Raw genomic sequence first — 19,556 nt, forward strand, 5'->3', positions numbered from 1 at the left:
TCCTCCGCCAATCTGCCGCTATCTTTAGGCTCTCGTGCGCGTCTCGCCAAGGCCCTCTTGCCGACGCAACTTTTCGGTTAAGTTCGATGCCATGAACATCCTGATTCTCGGTGCGACAGGCTTTATCGGTTCGGCGGCAGCATCCCGCCTGCTGGCTGACGGGCATAGTGTGACTGGCCTCGGACGCAACCCATCTCGCGCTCGTCTGAAATTGCCGGATATCAGATGGATTGAGGCCGATCTGTCAGAAATGCTGCGCGCGGAAGATTGGCGCGCGGTCATTGAAGGTCATGACGCCGTCGTCAATTGCGCGGGCGCTCTGCAGGACGGCCTTGCCGACGATCTGGCGGCGACACAACACAAGGCGATGCTGGCGCTGTACGCCGCCGCACAGCAAACGCGCCCTCTCATCGTCCAGATTTCCGCACGGACGAACGGCGCTGCCGGCGACCTGCCGTTCCTGGCAACGAAACGTCAGGCTGACAAAGCGCTCGCCGCAAGCGGCCTGCCTCATGTCATCCTGCGCCCGGCCCTCGTCCTCGGCCGCAACGCCCATGGGGGTTCGGCCCTGCTGCGCGCCCTCGCCGCCCTGCCCTTCAGCATCCCGCTAGTTCATGCAGCTAGTCCGGTTGCAACAGTAGCACTTGACGACGTCGCGGCGGCGGTAAGTAGCGCCGTGGCGGGACATCTCCCATCTGGCACTGACGCGGATCTTGCATCGACCGAGCAATTGACGCTCGCCCAACTCGTTACCCTCCACCGGCAATGGCTGGGTTTGTCGCACGCAGATGTGGTATCCCTGCCTGCCGTCGCTGCCGCACCGGCCACCTGGGTCGCAGACGCTGCCGGTCGCCTTGGATGGCGGTCGCCCTTGCGCTCCACGGCCATGACCGTCATGGCGGAAGGCATCCAGCCAAGCGCCGACAGAGACCCCGGTATTGCTACAGCGTCGGCGCGGGACATCTTGCGCATGAACCCGGCCGGCGTGCAGGATCTTTGGTTTGCCAGGCTCTATCTCCTGAAGCCGCCGATAATCGGTACTCTGTCGATATTCTGGCTGCTGTCGGGTTTTTTGCCCTTGCTTGATATTGGGCGTGCCGCCACGCATTTCCTGCCGCTGCTGCAGGCCGGCCCTGCCGTGTCGCTGGCCGTCCTCACCTGCCTGATCGATATGCTGCTCGGCGCGGCTGTCCTTGTCCGGCCACTCGCCCGCAGAGCTATGCACGGCATGATGTTGGTCTCGCTGACCTATCTTGCCGGTGCCACCATCGTCGAACCTTCCTTGTGGCTCGATCCGCTTGGCCCTTTGGTCAAAGTCCTGCCGTCGCTGGTGCTGACGCTGGCCGCCCTCGCTATTTTGGATGAAAGATGATGCTCGAACAGTTGCTGCTGCTGGCACATGTGATCGGCGCGACTGTCCTGTTCGGTACGGGCGCCGGCATCGCTTTCTTCATGGTGCTCGCACACGGGACGCGGGATCCTAAGCTGATCGCTCATGTCGCGGGAACCGTCGTCATCGCCGATACGCTGTTTACGGCGACAGCCGCACTTCTCCAGCCGGTGACAGGTTATCTGCTGGTGCGACTGATCGGCTGGGAGCTGACAGAGGGCTGGATCACCCTCTCATTGCTACTCTACGTTTTTACCGGCCTTTTCTGGCTGCCGGTCGTCGGTATTCAGATCCGTATGCGAAATCTCGCCCGCGCTGCCGCTGTGGCGCGCGCGGAGTTGCCCGCAACCTATTTCCGGCTTTATCGCATCTGGTTTGCCTTTGGATTTCCGGCATTCTTCGCAGTTATCGGCATCCTGTGGCTGATGCTCAATAAACCGGCGATCACACTATTTTAGCATCGGCCAGAGGCTGAGCACCAACAACACGGCCATGGTAATGTTGAACCATTTGAGCCTCACAGGATCCGACAGCCAATCGCGCACCGCCGAGCCGAACCCTGCCCAGGTCGACACGCTCGGCACGTTGACCAGCGCGAAGGCGAAGCCGACAATCAGGACACTCGCAAGATAGATATCCGGGATGGTATAGGTTGCCATCGCGGTTACGGCCATGACCCATGCCTTCGGATTGACCCATTGGAAGGCTGCCGCCGACAGGAACGACATCGGCTTCACGCCGCTTTTGCCTTCGCTAAGTGTACGCGATGTCGCGATCGTCCAGGCGATCCAGGCAAGATAAGCGCCGCCAGCAAACTTCAGCGTCGTATAGAGCGCCGGCACCGTGTGCAGCAGCGCTCCAAGTCCAAATCCTACGCCGATCAACAGCGAGAAGAACCCTGCTCCGATACCCAGCATATGCGGAACGGTGCGGCGGAAGCCGAAGTTCACGCCGGATGCGAAGAGCATCATGTTGTTGGGGCCTGGCGTTATCGATGTCGTAAAGGCAAACAGAACAAGTGCCAGAAATGTATCCAGCGGCATGAGACCTCCCAGAGGCCCGCGATTGCTTGGGCGGGCTCGATTGATTTAGGTCAACATAACTGACCCAAATTCGCCGTTCCACGCAATCATTGTCATGGTGACAGGATTGGTTGAAAGATTGCGGAGCCGTCCAATCTTTTTCGAAAGCGGAAATGACATCATGCGAGACGACGCCATCCCAACCATCCAACTTCCGAACGGTGCAGAGGTTCCAGCCCTCGGTCAGGGCACGTGGAACATGGGCGAGAATCCCACCGAGGCGAAGCGGGAAATAGCAAGCCTGCGCACTGGCCTCGATCTTGGCATGACGCTCATCGATACCGCGGAAATGTATGCCGAAGGTGGCGCGGAGAAGATCGTCGGCGAAGCGATCCAAGGGCGACGGGATGAGGTCTTTCTCGTCAGCAAGGTCTATCCCTGGAACGCCAGCCGGAAGGGAACGATCGAAGCCTGTGAACGCAGCCTATCGCGCCTCGGCACCGACCGTATTGACCTCTACCTGCTGCACTGGCGCGGCGATCATCGCCTCGCGGACACCGTCGAGGCGTTCGAAGCGTTAAAGACATCCGGCAAGATCGGCGCCTGGGGCGTCTCCAACTTCGATATGGATGACATGGAGGAATTGCTGACCGTTCCCGCGGGGCGCAATGTCGCCGCCAACCAGGTTCTCTACAACCTGTCGCGCCGCGGCGTTGAATACGAAATGCTGCCTTGGTGTCAGGAGCGTCAGATCCCGCTCATGGCCTATTCGCCGATCGAACAGGGACGCATCCTGCATCACCCGGAACTGATCCGCATCGCCAAGGCTTATCAGGCAACGCCGGCGCAGGTGGCGCTTGCCTTCCTGCTGGAGCGTGACGGCGTGATCGTTATCCCGAAGACGTCGAGCGCTGCCCGCGCCGCCGAAAACCGAGACGCCGTCTCGCTCGACATTACCGACGAGGATTGGGCCGTGCTGGATGCCGCCTTCCCGCCTCCGGCAAGAAAAAGACCGCTGGAGATGCTCTGATCCCAGCGGTCTTGGACGTCACTGCACGGTGCCTTACATGCCCTGCTGGCCACGGTTCATCGCGGCAATGCCGGTGCGGCAGACCTCGATCAGGCCGAGCGGCTTCATGATCGAGACGAACTGATCGATCTTCGAGGACTTACCGGTGATTTCCAGGATGAAGTGATCGACGGTCGCGTCGACGACCTTCGCATGGAAGGCATCCGCAAGACGGAGCGTTTCAGCGCGGGTCTCACCCGTGCCGACGACCTTGACGAGCGCCACTTCGCGCTCGATCGGCCGTTCCTGACCGAGTTCGCGGGCGCGCACCGTCAGATCGACTACCCGGTGAACAGGCACGATGCGCTCGAGCTGCGCCTTGATCTGTTCAAGCACGTGCGGCGTGCCGCGCGTCACGACGGTAATTCGCGACAGATGCGCCTGATGCTCGGTTTCGGAGACAGTCAGGCTCTCGATGTTGTAGCCGCGGCCGGAGAACAGGCCGATGACACGGGCAAGGACGCCCGGCTCATTGTCGACGAGGACGGAAAGCGTATGGCTTTCGGCGGCCGCCGTCTCAGGCGAGATGAAGTAGGCAGAGCCCGTCGGCTGAAGGTGTGCATTCATGATCGTGGGTTTCCTCTACCTTGATATCAAACGAGCTGGCGGCCTTTGGCGTCGATCGCATTGGCGACCGCCTCGTCCGTGGCTTCATCCGGCAGCAGCATCTCGTTGTGAGCCTTGCCCGAGGGGATCATCGGGAAGCAGTTGGCGAGATTGGCGACGCGGCAATCGAAAATGACAGGCTTCTTCACGTCGATCATTTCCTGGATCGCACCGTCCAGATCTTCCGGCTTGTCGCAACGCAGGCCAACGGCACCGTAGGCTTCGGCGAGTTTGACGAAGTCAGGCATCGCTTCCGTATAGGAATTCGACAGGCGGTTGCCGTGCAGCAGCTGCTGCCACTGACGAACCATGCCCATGTACTGGTTGTTCATGATGAAGATCTTGATCGGCGCCTCATACTGGATGGCCGTTGACATTTCCTGGATGCACATCTGGATCGAGGCGTCGCCAGCAATGTCGATGACGAGGCTCTCCGGATGCGCGATCTGAACGCCGAGCGCTGCCGGCAGGCCGTAGCCCATGGTGCCGAGGCCGCCCGAGGTCATCCAGCGGTTCGGCTTCTCGAAGCCGTAGAACTGTGCCGCCCACATCTGGTGCTGGCCGACTTCGGTCGTGATGTAGGTGTCGCGATCCTTGGTCAGCGCATAGAGGCGTTCCAGCGCGTATTGCGGCATGATGACATCATTGCTCTTGGTATAGGCGAAGGAGTTGCGCGCGCGCCAGCGGGTGATATCGGCCCACCAATCGGCGATCTGGCTCTTCTCCGGCTTCTTCGGCAGCGCCCGCCACAGGCGGACCATATCTTCCAGAACGCTTCCGACGTCGCCGCGAATGCCGAGATCGACGCGAACGTTCTTGTTGATCGAGGACGGGTCGATGTCGATGTGGATCTTCTTCGAGTTCGGCGAGAAGGCATTGATGCGGCCGGTGATACGGTCGTCGAAGCGGGCGCCGATGCAGACCATGACGTCGCAGTCATGCATCGCCATGTTCGCCTCGTAGGAGCCGTGCATGCCGAGCATCTTCAGCCAGTTCTTGCCGGAAGCCGGATAAGCGCCGAGGCCCATCAGCGTCGAGGTGATCGGGAAATCCGTCAGCTCGACAAGCTCGCGCAGCAGCTTGGTGGCCTCGGGGCCGGAATTGACAACACCACCACCGCTGTAAATGACCGGACGTTTTGCGCTCGCCATCAGCTCAACGGCCGCGTGGATCTGGTTAAGATCGCCCTGGACCTTGGGCTGATAGCTCTTCTGGATCGCATGGGCTGCCGGCGGCGTGTAGGTGCCGGTCGCAAACTGCACGTCCTTCGGAATGTCGACGACAACCGGGCCCGGACGGCCGGACTGGGCGATGCGGAAGGCTTCATGGATGATCGCAGCGAGATTGTTGACGTCCTTGACCAGCCAGTTGTGTTTGGTGCAAGGGCGGGTGATGCCGACGGTATCGCACTCCTGGAAGGCATCCGAGCCGATCAGTGAGGTCGGAACCTGGCCGGTGAGGCAGACGAGCGGGATGGAATCCATCAGCGCGTCCTGCAGCGGCGTGACGGCATTCGTCGCACCCGGACCCGAGGTAACGAGCATGACACCGACCTTGCCGGTGGAGCGGGCATAGCCTTCAGCCGCATGGCCGGCACCCTGCTCGTGGCGGACGAGAATGTGCTTGATATCGTCCTGCTGGAAGATCTCGTCGTAGATCGGCAGCACTGCGCCACCCGGATAGCCGAAGATATGCTCGACGCCGTTGTCCCTCAGTGCCTGGAGGACGATCTCCGCTCCCGTCATCCGATTGCCTGCTGCCTGATTGTCCGTGCCCGTCATGTTTGTTTTCCATTTTGACTGCTGGGATTTGAGTTTTGTGGTCCGGAAGCCCGAATTTCGGACATAAAAAAAGGCCCCTGAGGGAGCCTGTCATCTAGCGCATGGGTGGCTATCGCCGGATGGTTACACCACCCTGCCCATGCGCCTTCCCACCACGATAAGAGCTACTGCGATTTTCATGGGGCGAAGTGATAGACAGAAAATTTCGCATCGTCAACGCATGCCGCAATAAAAAATCGAGCAGCGTCGTACCGCCCGAACGTGTGCGTGAACGGCCCACCTTTGGCAAAAAGACTTTCTTAAACGTTCGCTCATATCCTCTTTTGCTACCGCAGGGAGTAGCCCTTTGCTGAACAAGGACTTGCACACCTCAAGCAAGGCAGGCGAGCATGACCGCCGCGATGACCAGACCCCGGGCAACCGGTTTCTCGGTCGCGTTGTTGCGTGTAGCGGGTCTCGCGCCACCATCGCCGCAGTCGCCGAAGCTGGCGGCACAGAGTTGGCCGAACTGTGGTCGGTCGGCAGGTTGATTTCGATCAGCGTTGGTCGAAACCGCGTGGTCGCCCTCGTCTACTCCATGAACACCGGCGGTCACGGCTGGGGTGAAGGAGAGGACAACTACTTTCAGATCGAAACCGAACTGCTCGGCGAGGTCCGCGTCGACGAGGATGGGCGCGAGCAGTTCTCGACCGGCATCTCCCGCTATCCCTATCTCGGCGCCATCGCCCATCGCATTCGCGCAAGCGACCTGATGCGGATCTATGATGCCGGCACCGGAACGACGGCCGTCATCGGCAAGCTCACGCAGGACGAGAGCATCGACGCTGCAATCCACATCCCCTCCATGCTGTCGAAACACTTCGCCATCGTGGGCTCGACCGGCGTCGGCAAGTCGACCGCCGTCTCACTACTCTTGCAGAAGGCAATCGAAGCCGATCCAAAGCTGCGTGTCCTGATCCTCGACCCACATAACGAGTTCGCCGCCGCCTTCCCGAAGCACTCCGTAGTCATCGACACCGATACGCTCGATCTGCCTTTCTGGCTGATGAAGCTGGAGGAGTTCGCCGAGGTCGTTTTTCGTGGTCGCGCGCCTATTCCAGAAGAAGTCGATGTTCTGCGCGACCTGTTGCCGGAGGCAAAGCGTGCCTTCCGCGGCAGCGACAACTCGCTCGTCCGTCGTACGACGGAGAAAAGTTCGATCACGGCCGATACGCCGGTTCCGTATCGCATGGCGGACCTGCTCGCCTTGATCGACGAGCGCATCGGTCGGCTCGAGGGCCGTGGCGAAAAGCCTCTCCTCAGATCGCTGAAGATGCGTATCATCGCCGCCATCAACGATCCTCGCTACCACTTCATGTTCTCCAGCAACACGATCAGCGACACGATCATGGAGACGGTGGCCGAAATCTTCCGTATTCCTGGCGATAGCCGACCGATCTGCACCTTCCAGCTGTCCGGCATCCCGTCCGAGGTCGTGAACTCCGTTGCCTCGGTTCTCTGCCGCATGGCTTTTGAAATCGCATTGTGGAGTGACGGCGCCATCCACATGCTTGTGGTCTGCGAAGAAGCGCACCGCTACATTCCGTCGGACCCAAATCTCGGCTTTTTCCCGACCCGGCAGGCTATCGCCCGCATCGCCAAGGAAGGCCGCAAATACGGCGTGTCGCTGGGGATTATCACCCAGCGCCCCGGCGAACTCGATCAAACGATCCTGTCGCAGTGCTCGACGCTCTTTGCCATGCGCCTAGCCAATGATCGCGACCAGGAGATCATTCGCTCGGCGATTCCCAATTCGTCGATCTCGACGACCAGTTTCATTTCCTCGATCGGCAACGGCGAGGCGATTGCCTTCGGTGAAGCGATCAGCGTTCCGATGCGAATGCGCTTCTCGCGCGTCGAGGAGCGCTACTTGCCCAAGGCCAATGGCGCCAATGTGAAAGTCAGCGAAGAGGATCCTGATAACGTCGACCTGCGCAAGATCGTGACGCGCATGCGTGCCGTCAGCGGTCCCGATATTTCGGCGTTCCAGCAAAGCTATTCCGCCGCGATGCCGCCCAGCGGTCCTTATGAGGACGAAGACGACTATGACGACGTCGACGGGCCGGTAGCACCATCTTCCTACCCGTCGGCACCAATGGCTGCCCGCATGCCGGCAACACCGCCACTTGCCCCGATCGAACCCTATCGCCGCGATATGCTGCCGGGGGCAGGCTCGCAGCGTGAGCCTCTAGCCGCCACACCGCGTTCAAACGCCGCGGTGCCGGAAACGTCCATCGACAGTCGCCTCGAGGCTCTAAAACGCGAAATCCGCGGAGACTCGTCACCGGGACAAGGCGACAAGCCAACTGTCGCAGGGAGCATTCGTCGCGAACCCGGCTTGTCCCTCCGTGACAGCATACTGAAAAAGCCCCTCAGCAGCCTGAACGATAAGGACTAGCGCCGCTCGCGGCTTTACGGCAAGCGCTCCCAGCTCTCATCCATCTGGTTGCGAAACCAGGTCATCTGCCGCTTGGCATATTGCCGCGTCGTCGCCGCACCCCGCTCCAGCACGTCGTCGCGGGTCAGCTCACCGTTCAGCATCGCCGCAATCTGCGCCACGCCAATCGCCTTCATCACAGGCATGTCGGGCGACAGCGAAAGGGCGAGCAGCGCTTTCACCTCATCCTCTGCCCCCTGCTCCAGCATCTTTTCGAACCGGCCGTTGATCCGCTGGTGAAGCACGCTTCGCTCCGGCTGCACGACGATCTTGCGCGCCGTCGATGGGTCTACGATCAGAGGCCCCGCTTGCGCCTGAAAATCGACGATCGAGCGGCCAGTCGCCTCGAGAACCTCCAGCGCCCTTACGATCCGCTGTCCATCCTGCGGACGAAGACTACCAGCGACTGCGGGATCGCGCTCTTGCAGCTGTCGATAAAGTTCGTCAGGCCCTTCTTCCTGCAGGCGTGAACGGAGGCCGTTGCGCACATCCTCCGGTATCACGGGCATGTCCGAAAGCCCGCCGGTCAACGCCTTGAAATAAAGGCCGGTTCCGCCTACAAAAATCGGCTTTCGTCCCTCGGCACGAAGACGCTCCAGCAGATCCGTAACATCACGCAGCCAAGCGCCCGTCGAATAGGCGCGGCTCGCCGGAACATGGCCGTAGAGGTAATGCGGCACGCCCTGCATATCGGCTTCCGAGGGCCGCGCGGTCAACACGCGCAACGTATCGTAGACCTGCATGCTGTCGGCATTGACGACGACGCCACCGTGCTCTTTCGCCAATTCGACGGCAAGCGCGGACTTGCCGCTGGCGGTCGGCCCGGTTATCAGGATCGCGTTCACTGCGCTCAGAAGGTTTTCCATCATGGCCCTCGTTGCCACGCTTGTTGCCAATCCGTCAAATCCTGTTCTCACGCCCCTGGTTGCCGAGCAGGCGGCAGACGCAGTGAATGCTTCCGGCCTCTACTGGCTTGCCGATGGAATCGCCTGCGATATCGTGCTGAGGGACGGGACGGACGTGGAGGCCGCTCGAGCCAGCATTCTCGCCGTCATCGACAGTGCTGCTATCGACCTCGTCGTCCAGGATGCCGAGACGCGCCGCAAGAGACTTCTGATCGCCGATATGGACTCCACCATGATCGGCCAGGAATGTATCGACGAGCTCGCCGCCGAAGTGGGACTGAAGGAGAAGGTCGCCGCGATCACTGCTCGCGCCATGAACGGCGAGATCGCCTTCGAGCCGGCCCTTCGCGAGCGCGTCGCGCTGTTGAAGGGATTGCCGATCGGTGTCGTGGACGAAGTCATTGCCAGACGCATCACACTAACCCCGGGCGGCCCCGAACTGATCGCCACCATGAAATCGAAGGGACATTATACGGCGCTTGTCTCTGGCGGCTTCACTGTCTTCACCGGTCCCATCGCAAAGACGCTCGGCTTCGACGAAAACCGGGCGAACGTCCTTCTGGAAGAGAACGGCCTCCTCTCCGGCCTCGTCTCTGAACCTATCCTCGGCAAACAAGCCAAGGTCGATGCGCTGAACGATATTTCAGAAAAGCTCGGCATTTCGCCAGACGACGCCATCGCAGTTGGCGACGGCGCAAACGATCTCGGGATGCTTCAACTTGCCGGATCCGGTGTCGCGTTGCACGCCAAGCCGACCGTTGCCGCGCAAGCGAAAATACAGATCAACCACGGCGATCTCACCGCCCTGCTTTATATCCAGGGCTACCGCAAAACCGATTTCGTAACGCCATGACAGTGATCTTAACGACGGACCGCCTGCTTTTGCGCAATTGGACCGAAATGGACCGGCCGCTTTTCCACGAGATCAATTCCGATCCTGAAGTGATGGAATTCTTCGCCTTTCGTCGCGATCGCGCTGAAGCAGATTCGTTGCTGGACAGTATTCGCGATGCCATTGCGACTTCAGGGCTTGGCTTCTACGCCATAGCCCTGAAGGAAACCGATGAGCCGATCGGCTTTTGCGGTCTCTGGAAACCCGAACTGGAACCGTTCCTTCCGGCGGACACGATCGAGGTCGGCTGGCGTCTTGCGAAGCGGCATTGGGGCAAGGGATATGCAACGGAAGCGGGAGCGGAGGCACTTCGCCATGGCTTCACCCAGTTCGATCCTCCCGAGATCGTCTCTTTCGCAGTGGCGGACAATCATCGTTCCACCGCCGTCATGCGCCGACTGGGCCTGCATCACGAACCGGATCGTGATTTCGACCACCCCCGCGTTCCCGACACGCATCCGCATCTCAAACGCCACGTTCTCTATACGATCAGCCGTCAGCAATGGGAGCGTAGAATCGGCTGACGCCGACTGCCGACGCACGTCAGGCACATGGAAAATGTGGTCCGTTTGCCTCCGTCGCCGACACAGGCTTCGAACGATGAAGCGTTTCGAAGATTCACGAAGGGATGAACAAGCCCTCGTCTCGCTATTCCATCGGCACTGCGACGAAGCGCAAGTCGCCATTCGCCGACGCGATCATCATCTGCGCATTGCGCCGGCCTTCCTGCTTCAGCGACTGCACCTTAGCAGCAACCGCTTCAGGCGAACGCATGAATTCCTGCGCCACCTCAACGATCACGTCGCCAGGCTTCAGGCCCTTTTCCGCCGCCAGTGAGCCCGGCGCAACCTCGGCGACGAGCACGCCATCTACGCTTTCAGCGATACCGAAGGTTTTGCGGGTCTCCGCGCTTAGTTCCGACAGCGACAGGCCGAGCACGTTCTTCGGATTCGTTGCATCGGGTGTCGCCTGATCCGTCTTGCCCTTGCCATCAGGCATAGGCTGGCTCTGCTGATCACCGGGCTCATCCATGTCCTGGTTTTCATCAGGATCCGGATTGATGACCCCGCCCTTGTTGTTGGAGTCGGCATCGTTCGAGGCAGCCTGATCGCTGTCTTCAAGACGGCCGAGAGTCACCTTCACGGTCTGCTCCTTGCCATCGCGAAGAACGACGACGTCGACTTCCTTGCCCACCGGGCTTTCCGCCACAACGCGCGGCAGATCACGCATCTCGTTGACGGGCTTGCCGTCGAATTTCAGGATGACATCGCCCGCCTTGATCGAGCCATCATCGACCGGACCGCCCTTGATGACGCCTGCCACCAGCGCACCTTTGGCGCTCGTAAGACCGAGGCTGTCGGCGACATCGTCTGTAACCGGCTGGATGCGCACGCCGAGCCAGCCACGCCGCGTTTCGCCAAACTCGCGCAACTGCTCGACGACGCCGGCCGCCAACTCAGACGGCACCGAAAAACCAATACCGATCGATCCGCCGCTCGGCGAAATGATCGCCGTGTTGATGCCGATGACCTCGCCCTTCATGTTGAAGAGCGGGCCGCCGGAATTGCCCTTGTTGATGGCCGCATCCGTCTGGATGAAGTTGTCGTAGGGGCCGGCGTTGATGTTGCGTCCGCGTCCCGAAATGATGCCGACAGTCACGGACCCGCCGAAGCCGAACGGATTGCCGATCGCCATAACCCAATCGCCGATGCGCATCACGCTGGAATCGCCAAATTTCACGGCCGTCAGCGGTGTCTTCGGCTCAACCTTCAGGACGGATAGATCGGTCTTCGTATCGGTTCCGATCAGCTTCGCCTTCAGCTTGGTGCCGTCGGCGAAATTGACTTCGATATCGTCTGCACCTTCGATAACGTGGTTGTTGGTGACGATGTAACCTTGCGGATCGATGACGAAGCCCGAACCCAACGAGTTGACGTTGTGGTTGCCGCCCTTGTTACCCTTCTGCTTGTTGAAAAAGTCGTTGAAGAACTCCTGGAAAGGCGAGCCGTCGGGCGCGCGCGGCGCCGGACCAACGCCCTCATCGTCCTTGACATTTTGCGACGTCGAAATGTTTACAACGGCATTGAGGAGCCCTTCGGCAAGATCGGCAACAGATGCCGGCCCGTTCATCGGCGGCGTGCCCTGTGCGTGGACTGCGCCTGTGAATCCAATATTAGCCAGAAGTGCAGCGCCGGCCAGGAGAGCGAGCGATCGTCTGAAGGTCGGGCGGTTCGTCGGGGCCATCAAGCATCCTCATTTCAAATAAAACGCACTCTGAACACCAGCATAAGGCGGAATGATGGAGGGTGAAATCACCTTTTCGCGAAATCCCGCGCAATATGTCCGCCACGCTCGCGAACGTCAGGTCGCAACGCAGAAAGGGCCGGCAAAGCTGCCGGCCCTTCGTATTTCTGTACGTCCCGATGCGTCGATCAGTTCGTCGGCGCGGTCGGCATCGCCGGCGCCGGTGCGTTTCGTGGCGCGCCGTTTGCGTCGTTGAAGAAGCGGAAGAACTGCGAATTTGGCGAGATCACCAGCGTCGTGTCCTGCGAAGTCAGAGCCGTCGAATAAGCTGCCATTGAGCGATAAAACTCGAAGAATGCCGGATCCTTGCCAAAGGCATCCGCAAACAACCGGTTCCGCTCGGCGTCGCCTTGACCGCGCAGGATTTCGGAATCGCGTTGCGCCTCGGCGGTGATCTCGACCACCTGCCTGTCTGCGATAGCTCGGCGGCGCTGGCCCTCTTCCGTACCCTGTGCGCGCAGGAGTTCAGCTTCGGCAAGACGCTCGGCGCGCATACGGTCATAGGTCTTCGGCGCAACCTCACGCGTCAGATCCGTCCGACGGATGCGGACGTCTTGGATGTTGAGGCCGAGGTCTTCGGCATCGCGATGCAGATCGTCGCGAACCTCAAGCATCATTGCCACACGCTCTTCCGACAGTGCAGCATCGAAGTCGCGCAGACCGTAGACACGGCGAAGCGAAGAATCGAGCTGCGTGCGAAGGCGCGCTTCCGCTGCCTCGCGATCGCCCGAGACCGTTTCTCGGAACTTGCGCACGTCCCTGATGTCATAGACCACGAAGGCATCGACATCGAAGGTCGCGCCACCCCGAACCTGGACACGAATGTTGTCGAGGTCGAAGCGAAGCGCCTGCCTTTCGACGATCTGAACGCGGTCGGCATCCATGAAGGCAAACGGCAGCTTGAAGTAGATGCCCGGCTCAGTCTTCACCGACTGGATCTGGCCGAAGCGGACAACGATTGCCTGTTCACGCGCGTTCACCACGAAGACCGAGGAGTAGAGCGCGATCAAGATGACGGCGAGGATGCCGAGGATGACAGGAAGCCTGTTTGATGTCATGGCTCAACCTCCCTGCTGTGCCGGTTTGCCGATCTCATTGAGCGGCAGATAAGGCACAACCCCCTGCTTCTCGTCGATCACGACTTTCTTGGAATTCTTCAGAACCTGCTCCATCGTTTCCAGGAAGAGGCGCGTACGGGTTACGTCAGGCGCTTTCGCGTATTGTTCGTTGATGAAGGAGAAGCGCTGGGCCTCACCTTCGGCCTCCTTGACGACACGATTCTTGTAAGCCGCTGCCGCTTCGCGGATCTGGGCGGCGTCACCGCGCGCCTGACCAAGCTTCTGGTTGGCGTATTGATTGGCCTCTTCGACCAGTCGCTGCTTGTCCTGGTCGGCACGCTGCACCTCTTCGAAGGCATCGGCAACTTCGCGCGGCGGTGCCACGTCCTGGATCGTCACGGCGCCGATGGAGATACCGGCCCTGTAGCGGTCCATGGTTCCCTGGACGATGTTGGCGACTTCTGTCTCGATCGGCTGACGATTGTCACGGAATGCGTCCTGGGCCGGACGGCGACCGACGACTTCGCGCATGGCGCTTTCGGCGACCTGCTGCAGTGTCTCAGCCGGATTCTCGACGTTGAAAAGATATGCCTTCGGATCGCTGACCGTGAAGAAGACGGAGAACTGGACGTTCAGGATGTTCTGGTCACCGGACAGCATCAGGCCGCTCGGCGAGGAGGAGGACGTCGATGCCGAACCGATGTTCTGCTGCTGCATCGTCACCTTTACGATTTCTACGGTCTCCATCGGCCACAAATGGAAATGCAGGCCGGGTGTGGAAATCTCTTCCTTCGGATTACCGAAACGCAATTCGACGCCGCGCTCGTCCGGCTGGACGATGTAGATGCACTGGAAGAGCCAGAACACTACCAAAATCGCCGCCACAATGACGAGTACGCCGCCGTTGAACCCGCCCGGTACAATGTTGCGAAGCTGATCTTGGCCACGCCGGATAATGTCTTCCAGATCGGGCGGGCCGCCCTTCCCACCGCCGCCACCGCGCGGGCGATTGGGCCCTTGCCCCCATGGTCCCTGATTGTTACCGCCGCCGCCGCCCCAAGGGCCGCCGCCGCCATTCTGATTGCTCCAGGGCATCAAAACCTCGTTATTCGTTAAACTCCCGATCGCCCAACCCACGGGGGCGGCGGATACTGGCGATCGTGACCGTTATAGGTATCGCCGCATCTGCTTTCAACGCAACATGAGGAACTTGACGATATTTATTGGAAAATAGTTGGTTTTCTGCGGCTAGCGCCGGTCATAGATAACGAATTTCGTGGGATAGCTATCCTTGTCGCCCGCCGGCACGTCGATCGTCTCCGTCGCCCTCCACAGCGACGGGTCAATCACGGGAAACAATGTGTCGCCGTCAACAGAGGTTTCGACGTGTGTAACGTACAGTCGATCAGCTAGATCGACTGCCTGCGCATAAATCTGCCCACCACCGATAATGCAGATTTCGTCCTCGCCTTTCTGGCGCGCAATTTCCTCGGCAAGACTGACGGCTTCGGCCAGCGAACCGGCCATGTGCACATCGGGTTGATCTATCGCCCCGGCCTGCCTGGAGATAACGATATTTGCTCGGCCCGGTAGCGGCTTACCGATGGACTCATAGGTTTTCCGGCCCATGATGACAGGCTTGCCCAGCGTTAGAGCTTTGAACCGCTTGAGATCGGTCGAGAGCCGCCATGGCATGTCGCCATCCCGCCCGATGATACCGTTGTCGGAAACGGCAACTACAATGGTCTTGCGAACTTCAGACATCAAACTCTCCGATCAGACAGCGATCGGCGCCTTGATGCTGGCATCGGCCTCGTAGCCGATCAGCTCGAAATCATCGAACGTGAAGCCGAAGATGTCCGTGACGTTGGGATTGATGCGCATGAAAGGCAGCGGCTTCGGCGTACGGGTAAGCTGCAGCTTCGCCTGCTCGAAATGATTGTGATAGAGGTGCGCGTCACCCAGCGTATGCACGAAATCCCCGAGCTTCAGGCTCGTCACCTGCGCCACCATCATGGTCAGCAGTGCGTAGGATGCAATGTTGAAGGGCACACCGAGGAAGATGTCCGCAGAACGCTGGTAGAGCTGGCAGGAAAGCTTGCCGTCCGCAACGTAGAACTGGAACAGGCAATGGCACGGCGGCAGCGCCATGTCATCCACCTCGGCGGGATTCCACGCCGAAACGATATGCCGGCGTGAATTCGGATTCTTGACGATGCCGGCGACGAGGTTGGCGATTTGATCGATATGGCCACCATCGGGAGCCGGCCAGGAGCGCCATTGAGCGCCGTAGACCGGCCCGAGGTCGCCGTTTTCATCGGCCCATTCGTCCCAGATCGAGACGCCATTGTCCTTGAGGTAGCCGATATTGGTGTCGCCGCGCAAAAACCAGAGAAGTTCGTGGATGATGGACCGCAGATGCAGCTTCTTGGTGGTCAGAACCGGAAAGCCTTCCTGCAGGTCGAACCGCATCTGATAGCCGAATACGGAACGTGTGCCCGTGCCCGTGCGGTCCCCGCGATCGGTTCCGTGTTCCATCGCATGCTTCAGGAGATCGAGATACTGCTTCATCGTCCGCCGCCGATTCTGTTCCTCACCTATTTAGGCGCTTTGACCATCAAAACCAATCGCCGCGCTGTCATTATCCCGGCAAATCTCCGCCCCTACCTGCCAGGATGCAACCCGCGACGCGGAGCACTTTCAGGTTATCGTCAGCTTCACATGTCTTCCTGCATTCGGCGCGGGGGCGCTCCACGGGGAATCATCATCATTAGGATGCTGGCGGCAATGTCGCCGACCACCCTTGGGGCCAGCCGCAAGTTTTGGGGGAAATGATGGCCGAGAGCCCAGTACGATTGCAGCTGCGAGCAGAGCTGCGCGACGAAGTATTCGCCCAGCAGGATCAGCCCATCGGCGACTTCACATTCAATGCGAAGGTCGCCGATGTTTTTGACGACATGGTCAGCCGATCCGTGCCGTATTACGAAGAAATGCAGCGGATGGTCTGCGAGCTAGCGCAGGACTACGCCAAACCGAAGACCAATCTCTACGACATTGGCTGTTCGACGGCGACCACGTTGCTCACCCTCGACCGAGTGATCGATCCGACCGTCAATTTCATCGGCGTCGACAATGCCCCTGATATGCTGGAAAAAGCCGCACAGAAAATCCAGCATGCAGACACGCAGCGACCGATGGACCTGAAAGTCGTCGATCTTCACCAGGGTCTCTACATGGAGAACGCCAGCGTCGTCACCATGCTGCTGACGCTGCAGTTCATTCGCCCGCTGTTTCGCGAGCGCGTGATGAGGATGATCTTCTCCGGCCTGAACGATCAGGGTTGCCTGCTGCTTGTCGAGAAGTTGACCAGCGAGGATACCGCCTTCAACCGCCTGTTCATCCAGCACTATTACGACTTCAAGCGACGAAACGGCTACTCAGAAATCGAGATATCGCAGAAGCGCGAAGCACTCGAAAATGTGCTCATCCCCTATCGACTTGAAGAGAACATGCAGCTTCTGAAGGAAGTCGGTTTTCGCAGCGTCGAGGTCTTTTTCCGCTGGTACAATTTCTGCGGCATCGTAGCCGTCAAGTAAGGCTGGACGCCAACATGAAAGCAACCATGATCCACAGCGGGAACTTCTTCTTCAAGTACCGCAATCAGGTGTTTCCGATCATAATCGTCGCCTTGTTCCTGATGTCACCGCCACCAGCGGAAATTGGCGGAAGCGTTGCGGCCGAGCGTGTCAAGGACGTGATCGCGCTTCTGATCGTGTTTTGCGGCCTGGCCCTGCGGGCAACAGTGATCGGCTACGCCTATATCCGGCGGGGCGGTTTGAAGAAGCGCGTCTACGCCAGCGACCTCGTGACGGAAGGCATGTTCGGTGTTTGCCGCAATCCACTCTATGTCGGAAACATGCTGGTCTACGCAGGGGTCTTCCTGCTGCACGGAAATCCGACCGTCGTGATTGTCGGCATAGCTCTCTTCATGTTCATCTACCAATGCATCGTCTATGCCGAAGAAGCGTTCCTCGAAGACAAGTTTGGAGATGCATATCGGGCCTACTGCGCGGACGTCCCTCGCTGGATGCTTCATTTCAGCAATTTTGCGCAGGCGACCCACAGGATGGCATTCAACGTGAAGCGAGTAATCGCGAAAGACTATTCGACTGTTTCTGCCGCGCTGCTGGCTGTTCTTCTGATCGAGATCTACCGGGTTGCAGGCGCAGCTAATGCGTTGCCCCTCCCCTACATCTGTCTTCTTGGCTTCTTTATTGCCGTCGTCGGAGCCGCGACCGGAATGGTCAGTCTGCTTAAGAAGCGTGGTATTTTCGATGATCCGAAGGCCATCTCCTAGGGCCGCTAGCAATCTTCTTGCTTTCCTGCCTGACTACGACACGGTTTTGTGACGACGCCTCTTCCCATACGAAACGGAAAACACTATATCAGCCGTGCCGGTCTTCGGGCCGGCTATGGCGATAAATGAGCGGTGTAATAAACCTATTGGACCCGGGGGCGGTACCCGGCGCCTCCACCAAAAACCGGCGGGCTGCCAAATAGATGGCCGGCTTTTGATGGGGGCGAAACAGGATCGACAAGGGTGTAAAGATCGTCTTTTTGCTCGGCATTGTACCGCCGTTATCGGGCTAAAATTGTAGTTGCAAACGACAACTATGCGGAAGCTCGTCTCGCTGCTTAATCGCGGTGTGACACTTCAAATAAAGCCCTAGTGGTTCGCACCTCTAGGCGGGGTCCGAAGGCACCTGGCAACAGAAGCCTTCACCTTCTCCCTTGCGCGCAAATCATGTATGGTTTGGTGAAGCATGAATCGGCTCAGGCCTTTTCCAGGGCGTCTTGGCATGCCATACAGCCTTGGGAAACGAGTCCGAACCAAAGAAAGACAGGAAAGCATGGGGCAGGATCACATCCGTTACGACATTCTGGCACAAGACGCACTGCGTGGCGTCATCCGTAAGGTTTTGTCTGAAGTTGCCGCGACGGGCCGCCTGCCGGGCGAGCATCATTTCTTCATTACCTTTCTCACGGGCGCGCCAGGTGTTCGCATCTCGCAGCACCTGAAGGCGAAGTATCCGGAGCAGATGACCATCGTTGTTCAGCACCAGTTCTGGGAGTTGAAGGTCACTGAGACGACCTTCGAGATCGGCCTTTCCTTCTCGGATGTTCCAGAAAAACTGTTCATTCCGTTCAACGCCATCCGGGGCTTCTACGATCCCTCCGTCAACTTCGAGCTGGAATTCGACGTACCTCTCGCTGACAGCGACGAGCTTCCCGACGCCGAAATCACGGCTTATCCGGTCTCGGCCGAGAAGGCCGAGGAAGCGCCCGCCGGCAAGGCGGATGGCGAGGAAAAGAAGCCTGGTTCGGTCGTCTCGCTCGACGCTTTCCGAAAGAAGCAGTAAAACGAAGGGAAGCAATTGCTTCCCTTTTTCAATTCCGATCGAGGCCAGCCGTGACCGCCGAAGTCGTCAATCTCCGTCAGTTCAAGAAGAAACAGGCCCGCGCCGAGAAAGAGAAACAGGCGGAGCAAAACCGCATCTCCTTCGGCCGCACCAAGGCCGAAAAGCAGCTCACGAACGCGCTCAACGAGAAGGCCGAACGCTCTCATCAACAAGGCCGGATCGAGAAATCCGAAGACGACAAATGAGCGTCCGGAGAAACGAAAAATATTCCGAAATCAATCGACTGGATAGCTTTCCGGAATCATATCCTCAGCAGCTTGAATCGAATTCTGAAGCCTTGCGATGATCCGCAAGCACTCGGCTACTCTGCACGGACACCGCACCAGCCTCTCTCTGGAAGACGAATTCTGGACTGAGCTGAACACAATCGCCAAGACGCGCGCCATTCCGCTCGCAGTCCTGATTTCCGAAATAGACGATCAGCGGCAACCCGAAAGCAACCTCTCTTCAGCACTCCGTGTCTACGTCCTTCATTGGCTGAAATCAAAGCGCGACGGCTAGATCATCTCCCTGGTTTCGGCAGGCCGGGCCCGAATGTACGGATTGTCGCATCGTAAGGGAAGCTCGGTTGAC

General features: G+C 59.3%; 20 protein-coding genes and 1 other RNA gene. 12 read left to right on the forward strand and 9 right to left on the reverse strand.

Annotated features, from left to right (window positions below):
* Nucleotides 1-91 precede the first annotated feature (91 nt).
* On the forward strand, nucleotides 92-1,372 hold the full coding sequence (locus PMI09_RS27655) for an SDR family oxidoreductase (protein WP_007802168.1): 1,281 nt from the start codon (nucleotides 92-94) through the stop codon (nucleotides 1,370-1,372).
* Complete coding sequence (locus PMI09_RS27660) at nucleotides 1,372-1,848, forward strand: DUF2269 family protein (RefSeq protein WP_037084390.1); 477 nt, start codon at nucleotides 1,372-1,374, stop codon at nucleotides 1,846-1,848. The genes PMI09_RS27655 and PMI09_RS27660 overlap by 1 nt, the downstream gene beginning before the upstream one ends.
* Here PMI09_RS27660 and PMI09_RS27665 read toward each other — a convergent pair.
* On the reverse strand, nucleotides 1,840-2,433 hold the full coding sequence (locus tag PMI09_RS27665) for a LysE family translocator (protein ID WP_007802173.1): 594 nt from the start codon (nucleotides 2,431-2,433) through the stop codon (nucleotides 1,840-1,842). The genes PMI09_RS27660 and PMI09_RS27665 overlap by 9 nt on opposite strands.
* 160 nt (nucleotides 2,434-2,593) lie before the next feature.
* Between PMI09_RS27665 and PMI09_RS27670 the strand changes: the two genes are divergently transcribed.
* A complete protein-coding gene (locus PMI09_RS27670) occupies nucleotides 2,594-3,442 on the forward strand; it encodes an aldo/keto reductase (protein ID WP_007802175.1) in 849 nt (282 codons plus the stop codon).
* Between the two features lie 33 nt (nucleotides 3,443-3,475).
* Here PMI09_RS27670 and ilvN read toward each other — a convergent pair whose 3' ends face one another.
* Nucleotides 3,476-4,048 carry an acetolactate synthase small subunit gene (gene ilvN, locus PMI09_RS27675; RefSeq protein ID WP_007802177.1) on the reverse strand — a complete coding sequence of 191 codons (573 nt, stop codon included), beginning with the start codon at nucleotides 4,046-4,048 and terminating at the stop codon, nucleotides 3,476-3,478.
* A 26-nt stretch (nucleotides 4,049-4,074) separates the two neighbouring features.
* A complete protein-coding gene (locus tag PMI09_RS27680; protein WP_007802179.1) occupies nucleotides 4,075-5,868 on the reverse strand; it encodes an acetolactate synthase 3 large subunit in 1,794 nt (597 codons plus the stop codon).
* Nucleotides 5,869-6,214: 346 nt separating this feature from the next.
* Here PMI09_RS27680 and PMI09_RS27685 point away from each other — a divergent pair, with 346 nt between their 5' ends.
* A complete protein-coding gene (locus PMI09_RS27685) occupies nucleotides 6,215-8,305 on the forward strand; it encodes an ATP-binding protein (RefSeq protein WP_007802181.1) in 2,091 nt (696 codons plus the stop codon).
* Nucleotides 8,306-8,319: 14 nt separating this feature from the next.
* Here PMI09_RS27685 and miaA read toward each other — a convergent pair whose 3' ends face one another.
* The gene (gene miaA, locus PMI09_RS27690; protein WP_007802183.1) at nucleotides 8,320-9,210 is read right to left on the reverse strand and encodes a tRNA (adenosine(37)-N6)-dimethylallyltransferase MiaA; all 891 of its coding nucleotides are present in this window, start codon (nucleotides 9,208-9,210) and stop codon (nucleotides 8,320-8,322) included.
* A gap of 1 nt (nucleotide 9,211) precedes the next feature.
* Here miaA and serB point away from each other — a divergent pair, with 1 nt between their 5' ends.
* Complete coding sequence (serB, locus tag PMI09_RS27695; protein ID WP_007802185.1) at nucleotides 9,212-10,102, forward strand: phosphoserine phosphatase SerB; 891 nt, start codon at nucleotides 9,212-9,214, stop codon at nucleotides 10,100-10,102.
* Nucleotides 10,099-10,665, forward strand: a complete 567-nt coding sequence (locus tag PMI09_RS27700; RefSeq protein ID WP_007802187.1) for a GNAT family N-acetyltransferase — start codon at nucleotides 10,099-10,101, stop codon at nucleotides 10,663-10,665. Before serB ends, PMI09_RS27700 begins: the two co-directional genes overlap by 4 nt.
* Nucleotides 10,666-10,789: 124 nt before the next feature.
* Here the strand turns inward: PMI09_RS27700 and PMI09_RS27705 are convergent, their stop codons facing one another.
* The 5 genes from PMI09_RS27705 to PMI09_RS27725 form a co-directional block, all read right to left on the reverse strand.
* Nucleotides 10,790-12,385, reverse strand: coding sequence for a DegQ family serine endoprotease (locus tag PMI09_RS27705; protein ID WP_007802189.1), 1,596 nt, complete (start codon nucleotides 12,383-12,385; stop codon nucleotides 10,790-10,792).
* Between the two features lie 188 nt (nucleotides 12,386-12,573).
* Nucleotides 12,574-13,503, reverse strand: coding sequence for a protease modulator HflC (gene hflC / locus PMI09_RS27710; RefSeq protein ID WP_007802191.1), 930 nt, complete (start codon nucleotides 13,501-13,503; stop codon nucleotides 12,574-12,576).
* A gap of 3 nt (nucleotides 13,504-13,506) precedes the next feature.
* Nucleotides 13,507-14,598: an FtsH protease activity modulator HflK gene (hflK, locus tag PMI09_RS27715; RefSeq protein ID WP_007802194.1), complete on the reverse strand. Its 1,092-nt coding sequence runs from the start codon at nucleotides 14,596-14,598 to the stop codon at nucleotides 13,507-13,509.
* 153 nt (nucleotides 14,599-14,751) lie between these two features.
* Nucleotides 14,752-15,267, reverse strand: coding sequence for a dihydrofolate reductase (locus PMI09_RS27720; protein WP_007802196.1), 516 nt, complete (start codon nucleotides 15,265-15,267; stop codon nucleotides 14,752-14,754).
* Nucleotides 15,268-15,279: 12 nt separating this feature from the next.
* On the reverse strand, nucleotides 15,280-16,074 hold the full coding sequence (locus PMI09_RS27725; RefSeq protein ID WP_007802199.1) for a thymidylate synthase: 795 nt from the start codon (nucleotides 16,072-16,074) through the stop codon (nucleotides 15,280-15,282).
* A 263-nt stretch (nucleotides 16,075-16,337) separates the two neighbouring features.
* Here PMI09_RS27725 and cmoA point away from each other — a divergent pair, with 263 nt between their 5' ends.
* From cmoA to PMI09_RS27750, 6 genes are all read left to right on the forward strand, one after another.
* Entirely contained in the window at nucleotides 16,338-17,099 is a 762-nt protein-coding gene (gene cmoA / locus PMI09_RS27730) for a carboxy-S-adenosyl-L-methionine synthase CmoA (protein WP_007802201.1), read from the forward strand.
* 14 nt (nucleotides 17,100-17,113) lie between these two features.
* Complete coding sequence (locus tag PMI09_RS27735) at nucleotides 17,114-17,860, forward strand: methyltransferase family protein (protein WP_007802202.1); 747 nt, start codon at nucleotides 17,114-17,116, stop codon at nucleotides 17,858-17,860.
* 57 nt (nucleotides 17,861-17,917) lie between these two features.
* Nucleotides 17,918-18,287, forward strand: a transfer-messenger RNA (tmRNA) gene (ssrA, locus tag PMI09_RS30770).
* Between the two features lie 126 nt (nucleotides 18,288-18,413).
* Complete coding sequence (locus PMI09_RS27740) at nucleotides 18,414-18,923, forward strand: SspB family protein (RefSeq protein ID WP_007802207.1); 510 nt, start codon at nucleotides 18,414-18,416, stop codon at nucleotides 18,921-18,923.
* Nucleotides 18,924-18,973: 50 nt separating this feature from the next.
* Nucleotides 18,974-19,168, forward strand: coding sequence for a DUF4169 family protein (locus PMI09_RS27745; RefSeq protein ID WP_007802209.1), 195 nt, complete (start codon nucleotides 18,974-18,976; stop codon nucleotides 19,166-19,168).
* Nucleotides 19,169-19,265: 97 nt separating this feature from the next.
* The gene (locus tag PMI09_RS27750) at nucleotides 19,266-19,484 is read left to right on the forward strand and encodes a ribbon-helix-helix domain-containing protein (RefSeq protein WP_007802211.1); all 219 of its coding nucleotides are present in this window, start codon (nucleotides 19,266-19,268) and stop codon (nucleotides 19,482-19,484) included.
* Nucleotides 19,485-19,556: the final 72 nt, after the last annotated feature.

The organism is Rhizobium sp. CF122, from assembly GCF_000282035.1.
Classification (GTDB): domain Bacteria; phylum Pseudomonadota; class Alphaproteobacteria; order Rhizobiales; family Rhizobiaceae; genus Rhizobium.

Bases quoted from the DNA above. Each gene is read 5' to 3' on its own strand.
- PMI09_RS27655 (WP_007802168.1), top strand. From the start codon at position 92: ATGAACATCCTGATTCTCGGTGCGACAGGCTTTATCGGTTCGGCGGCA.
- PMI09_RS27660 (WP_037084390.1), top strand. From the start codon at position 1,372: ATGCTCGAACAGTTGCTGCTGCTGGCACATGTGATCGGCGCGACTGTC.
- PMI09_RS27665 (WP_007802173.1), bottom strand. From the start codon at position 2,433: ATGCCGCTGGATACATTTCTGGCACTTGTTCTGTTTGCCTTTACGACA.
- PMI09_RS27670 (WP_007802175.1), top strand. From the start codon at position 2,594: ATGCGAGACGACGCCATCCCAACCATCCAACTTCCGAACGGTGCAGAG.
- ilvN (WP_007802177.1), bottom strand. From the start codon at position 4,048: ATGAATGCACACCTTCAGCCGACGGGCTCTGCCTACTTCATCTCGCCT.
- PMI09_RS27680 (WP_007802179.1), bottom strand. From the start codon at position 5,868: ATGACGGGCACGGACAATCAGGCAGCAGGCAATCGGATGACGGGAGCG.
- miaA (WP_007802183.1), bottom strand. From the start codon at position 9,210: ATGGAAAACCTTCTGAGCGCAGTGAACGCGATCCTGATAACCGGGCCG.
- serB (WP_007802185.1), top strand. From the start codon at position 9,212: ATGGCCCTCGTTGCCACGCTTGTTGCCAATCCGTCAAATCCTGTTCTC.
- PMI09_RS27700 (WP_007802187.1), top strand. From the start codon at position 10,099: ATGACAGTGATCTTAACGACGGACCGCCTGCTTTTGCGCAATTGGACC.
- PMI09_RS27705 (WP_007802189.1), bottom strand. From the start codon at position 12,385: ATGGCCCCGACGAACCGCCCGACCTTCAGACGATCGCTCGCTCTCCTG.
- hflC (WP_007802191.1), bottom strand. From the start codon at position 13,503: ATGACATCAAACAGGCTTCCTGTCATCCTCGGCATCCTCGCCGTCATC.
- hflK (WP_007802194.1), bottom strand. From the start codon at position 14,598: ATGCCCTGGAGCAATCAGAATGGCGGCGGCGGCCCTTGGGGCGGCGGC.
- PMI09_RS27720 (WP_007802196.1), bottom strand. From the start codon at position 15,267: ATGTCTGAAGTTCGCAAGACCATTGTAGTTGCCGTTTCCGACAACGGT.
- PMI09_RS27725 (WP_007802199.1), bottom strand. From the start codon at position 16,074: ATGAAGCAGTATCTCGATCTCCTGAAGCATGCGATGGAACACGGAACC.
- cmoA (WP_007802201.1), top strand. From the start codon at position 16,338: ATGGCCGAGAGCCCAGTACGATTGCAGCTGCGAGCAGAGCTGCGCGAC.
- PMI09_RS27735 (WP_007802202.1), top strand. From the start codon at position 17,114: ATGAAAGCAACCATGATCCACAGCGGGAACTTCTTCTTCAAGTACCGC.
- PMI09_RS27740 (WP_007802207.1), top strand. From the start codon at position 18,414: ATGGGGCAGGATCACATCCGTTACGACATTCTGGCACAAGACGCACTG.
- PMI09_RS27750 (WP_007802211.1), top strand. From the start codon at position 19,266: ATGATCCGCAAGCACTCGGCTACTCTGCACGGACACCGCACCAGCCTC.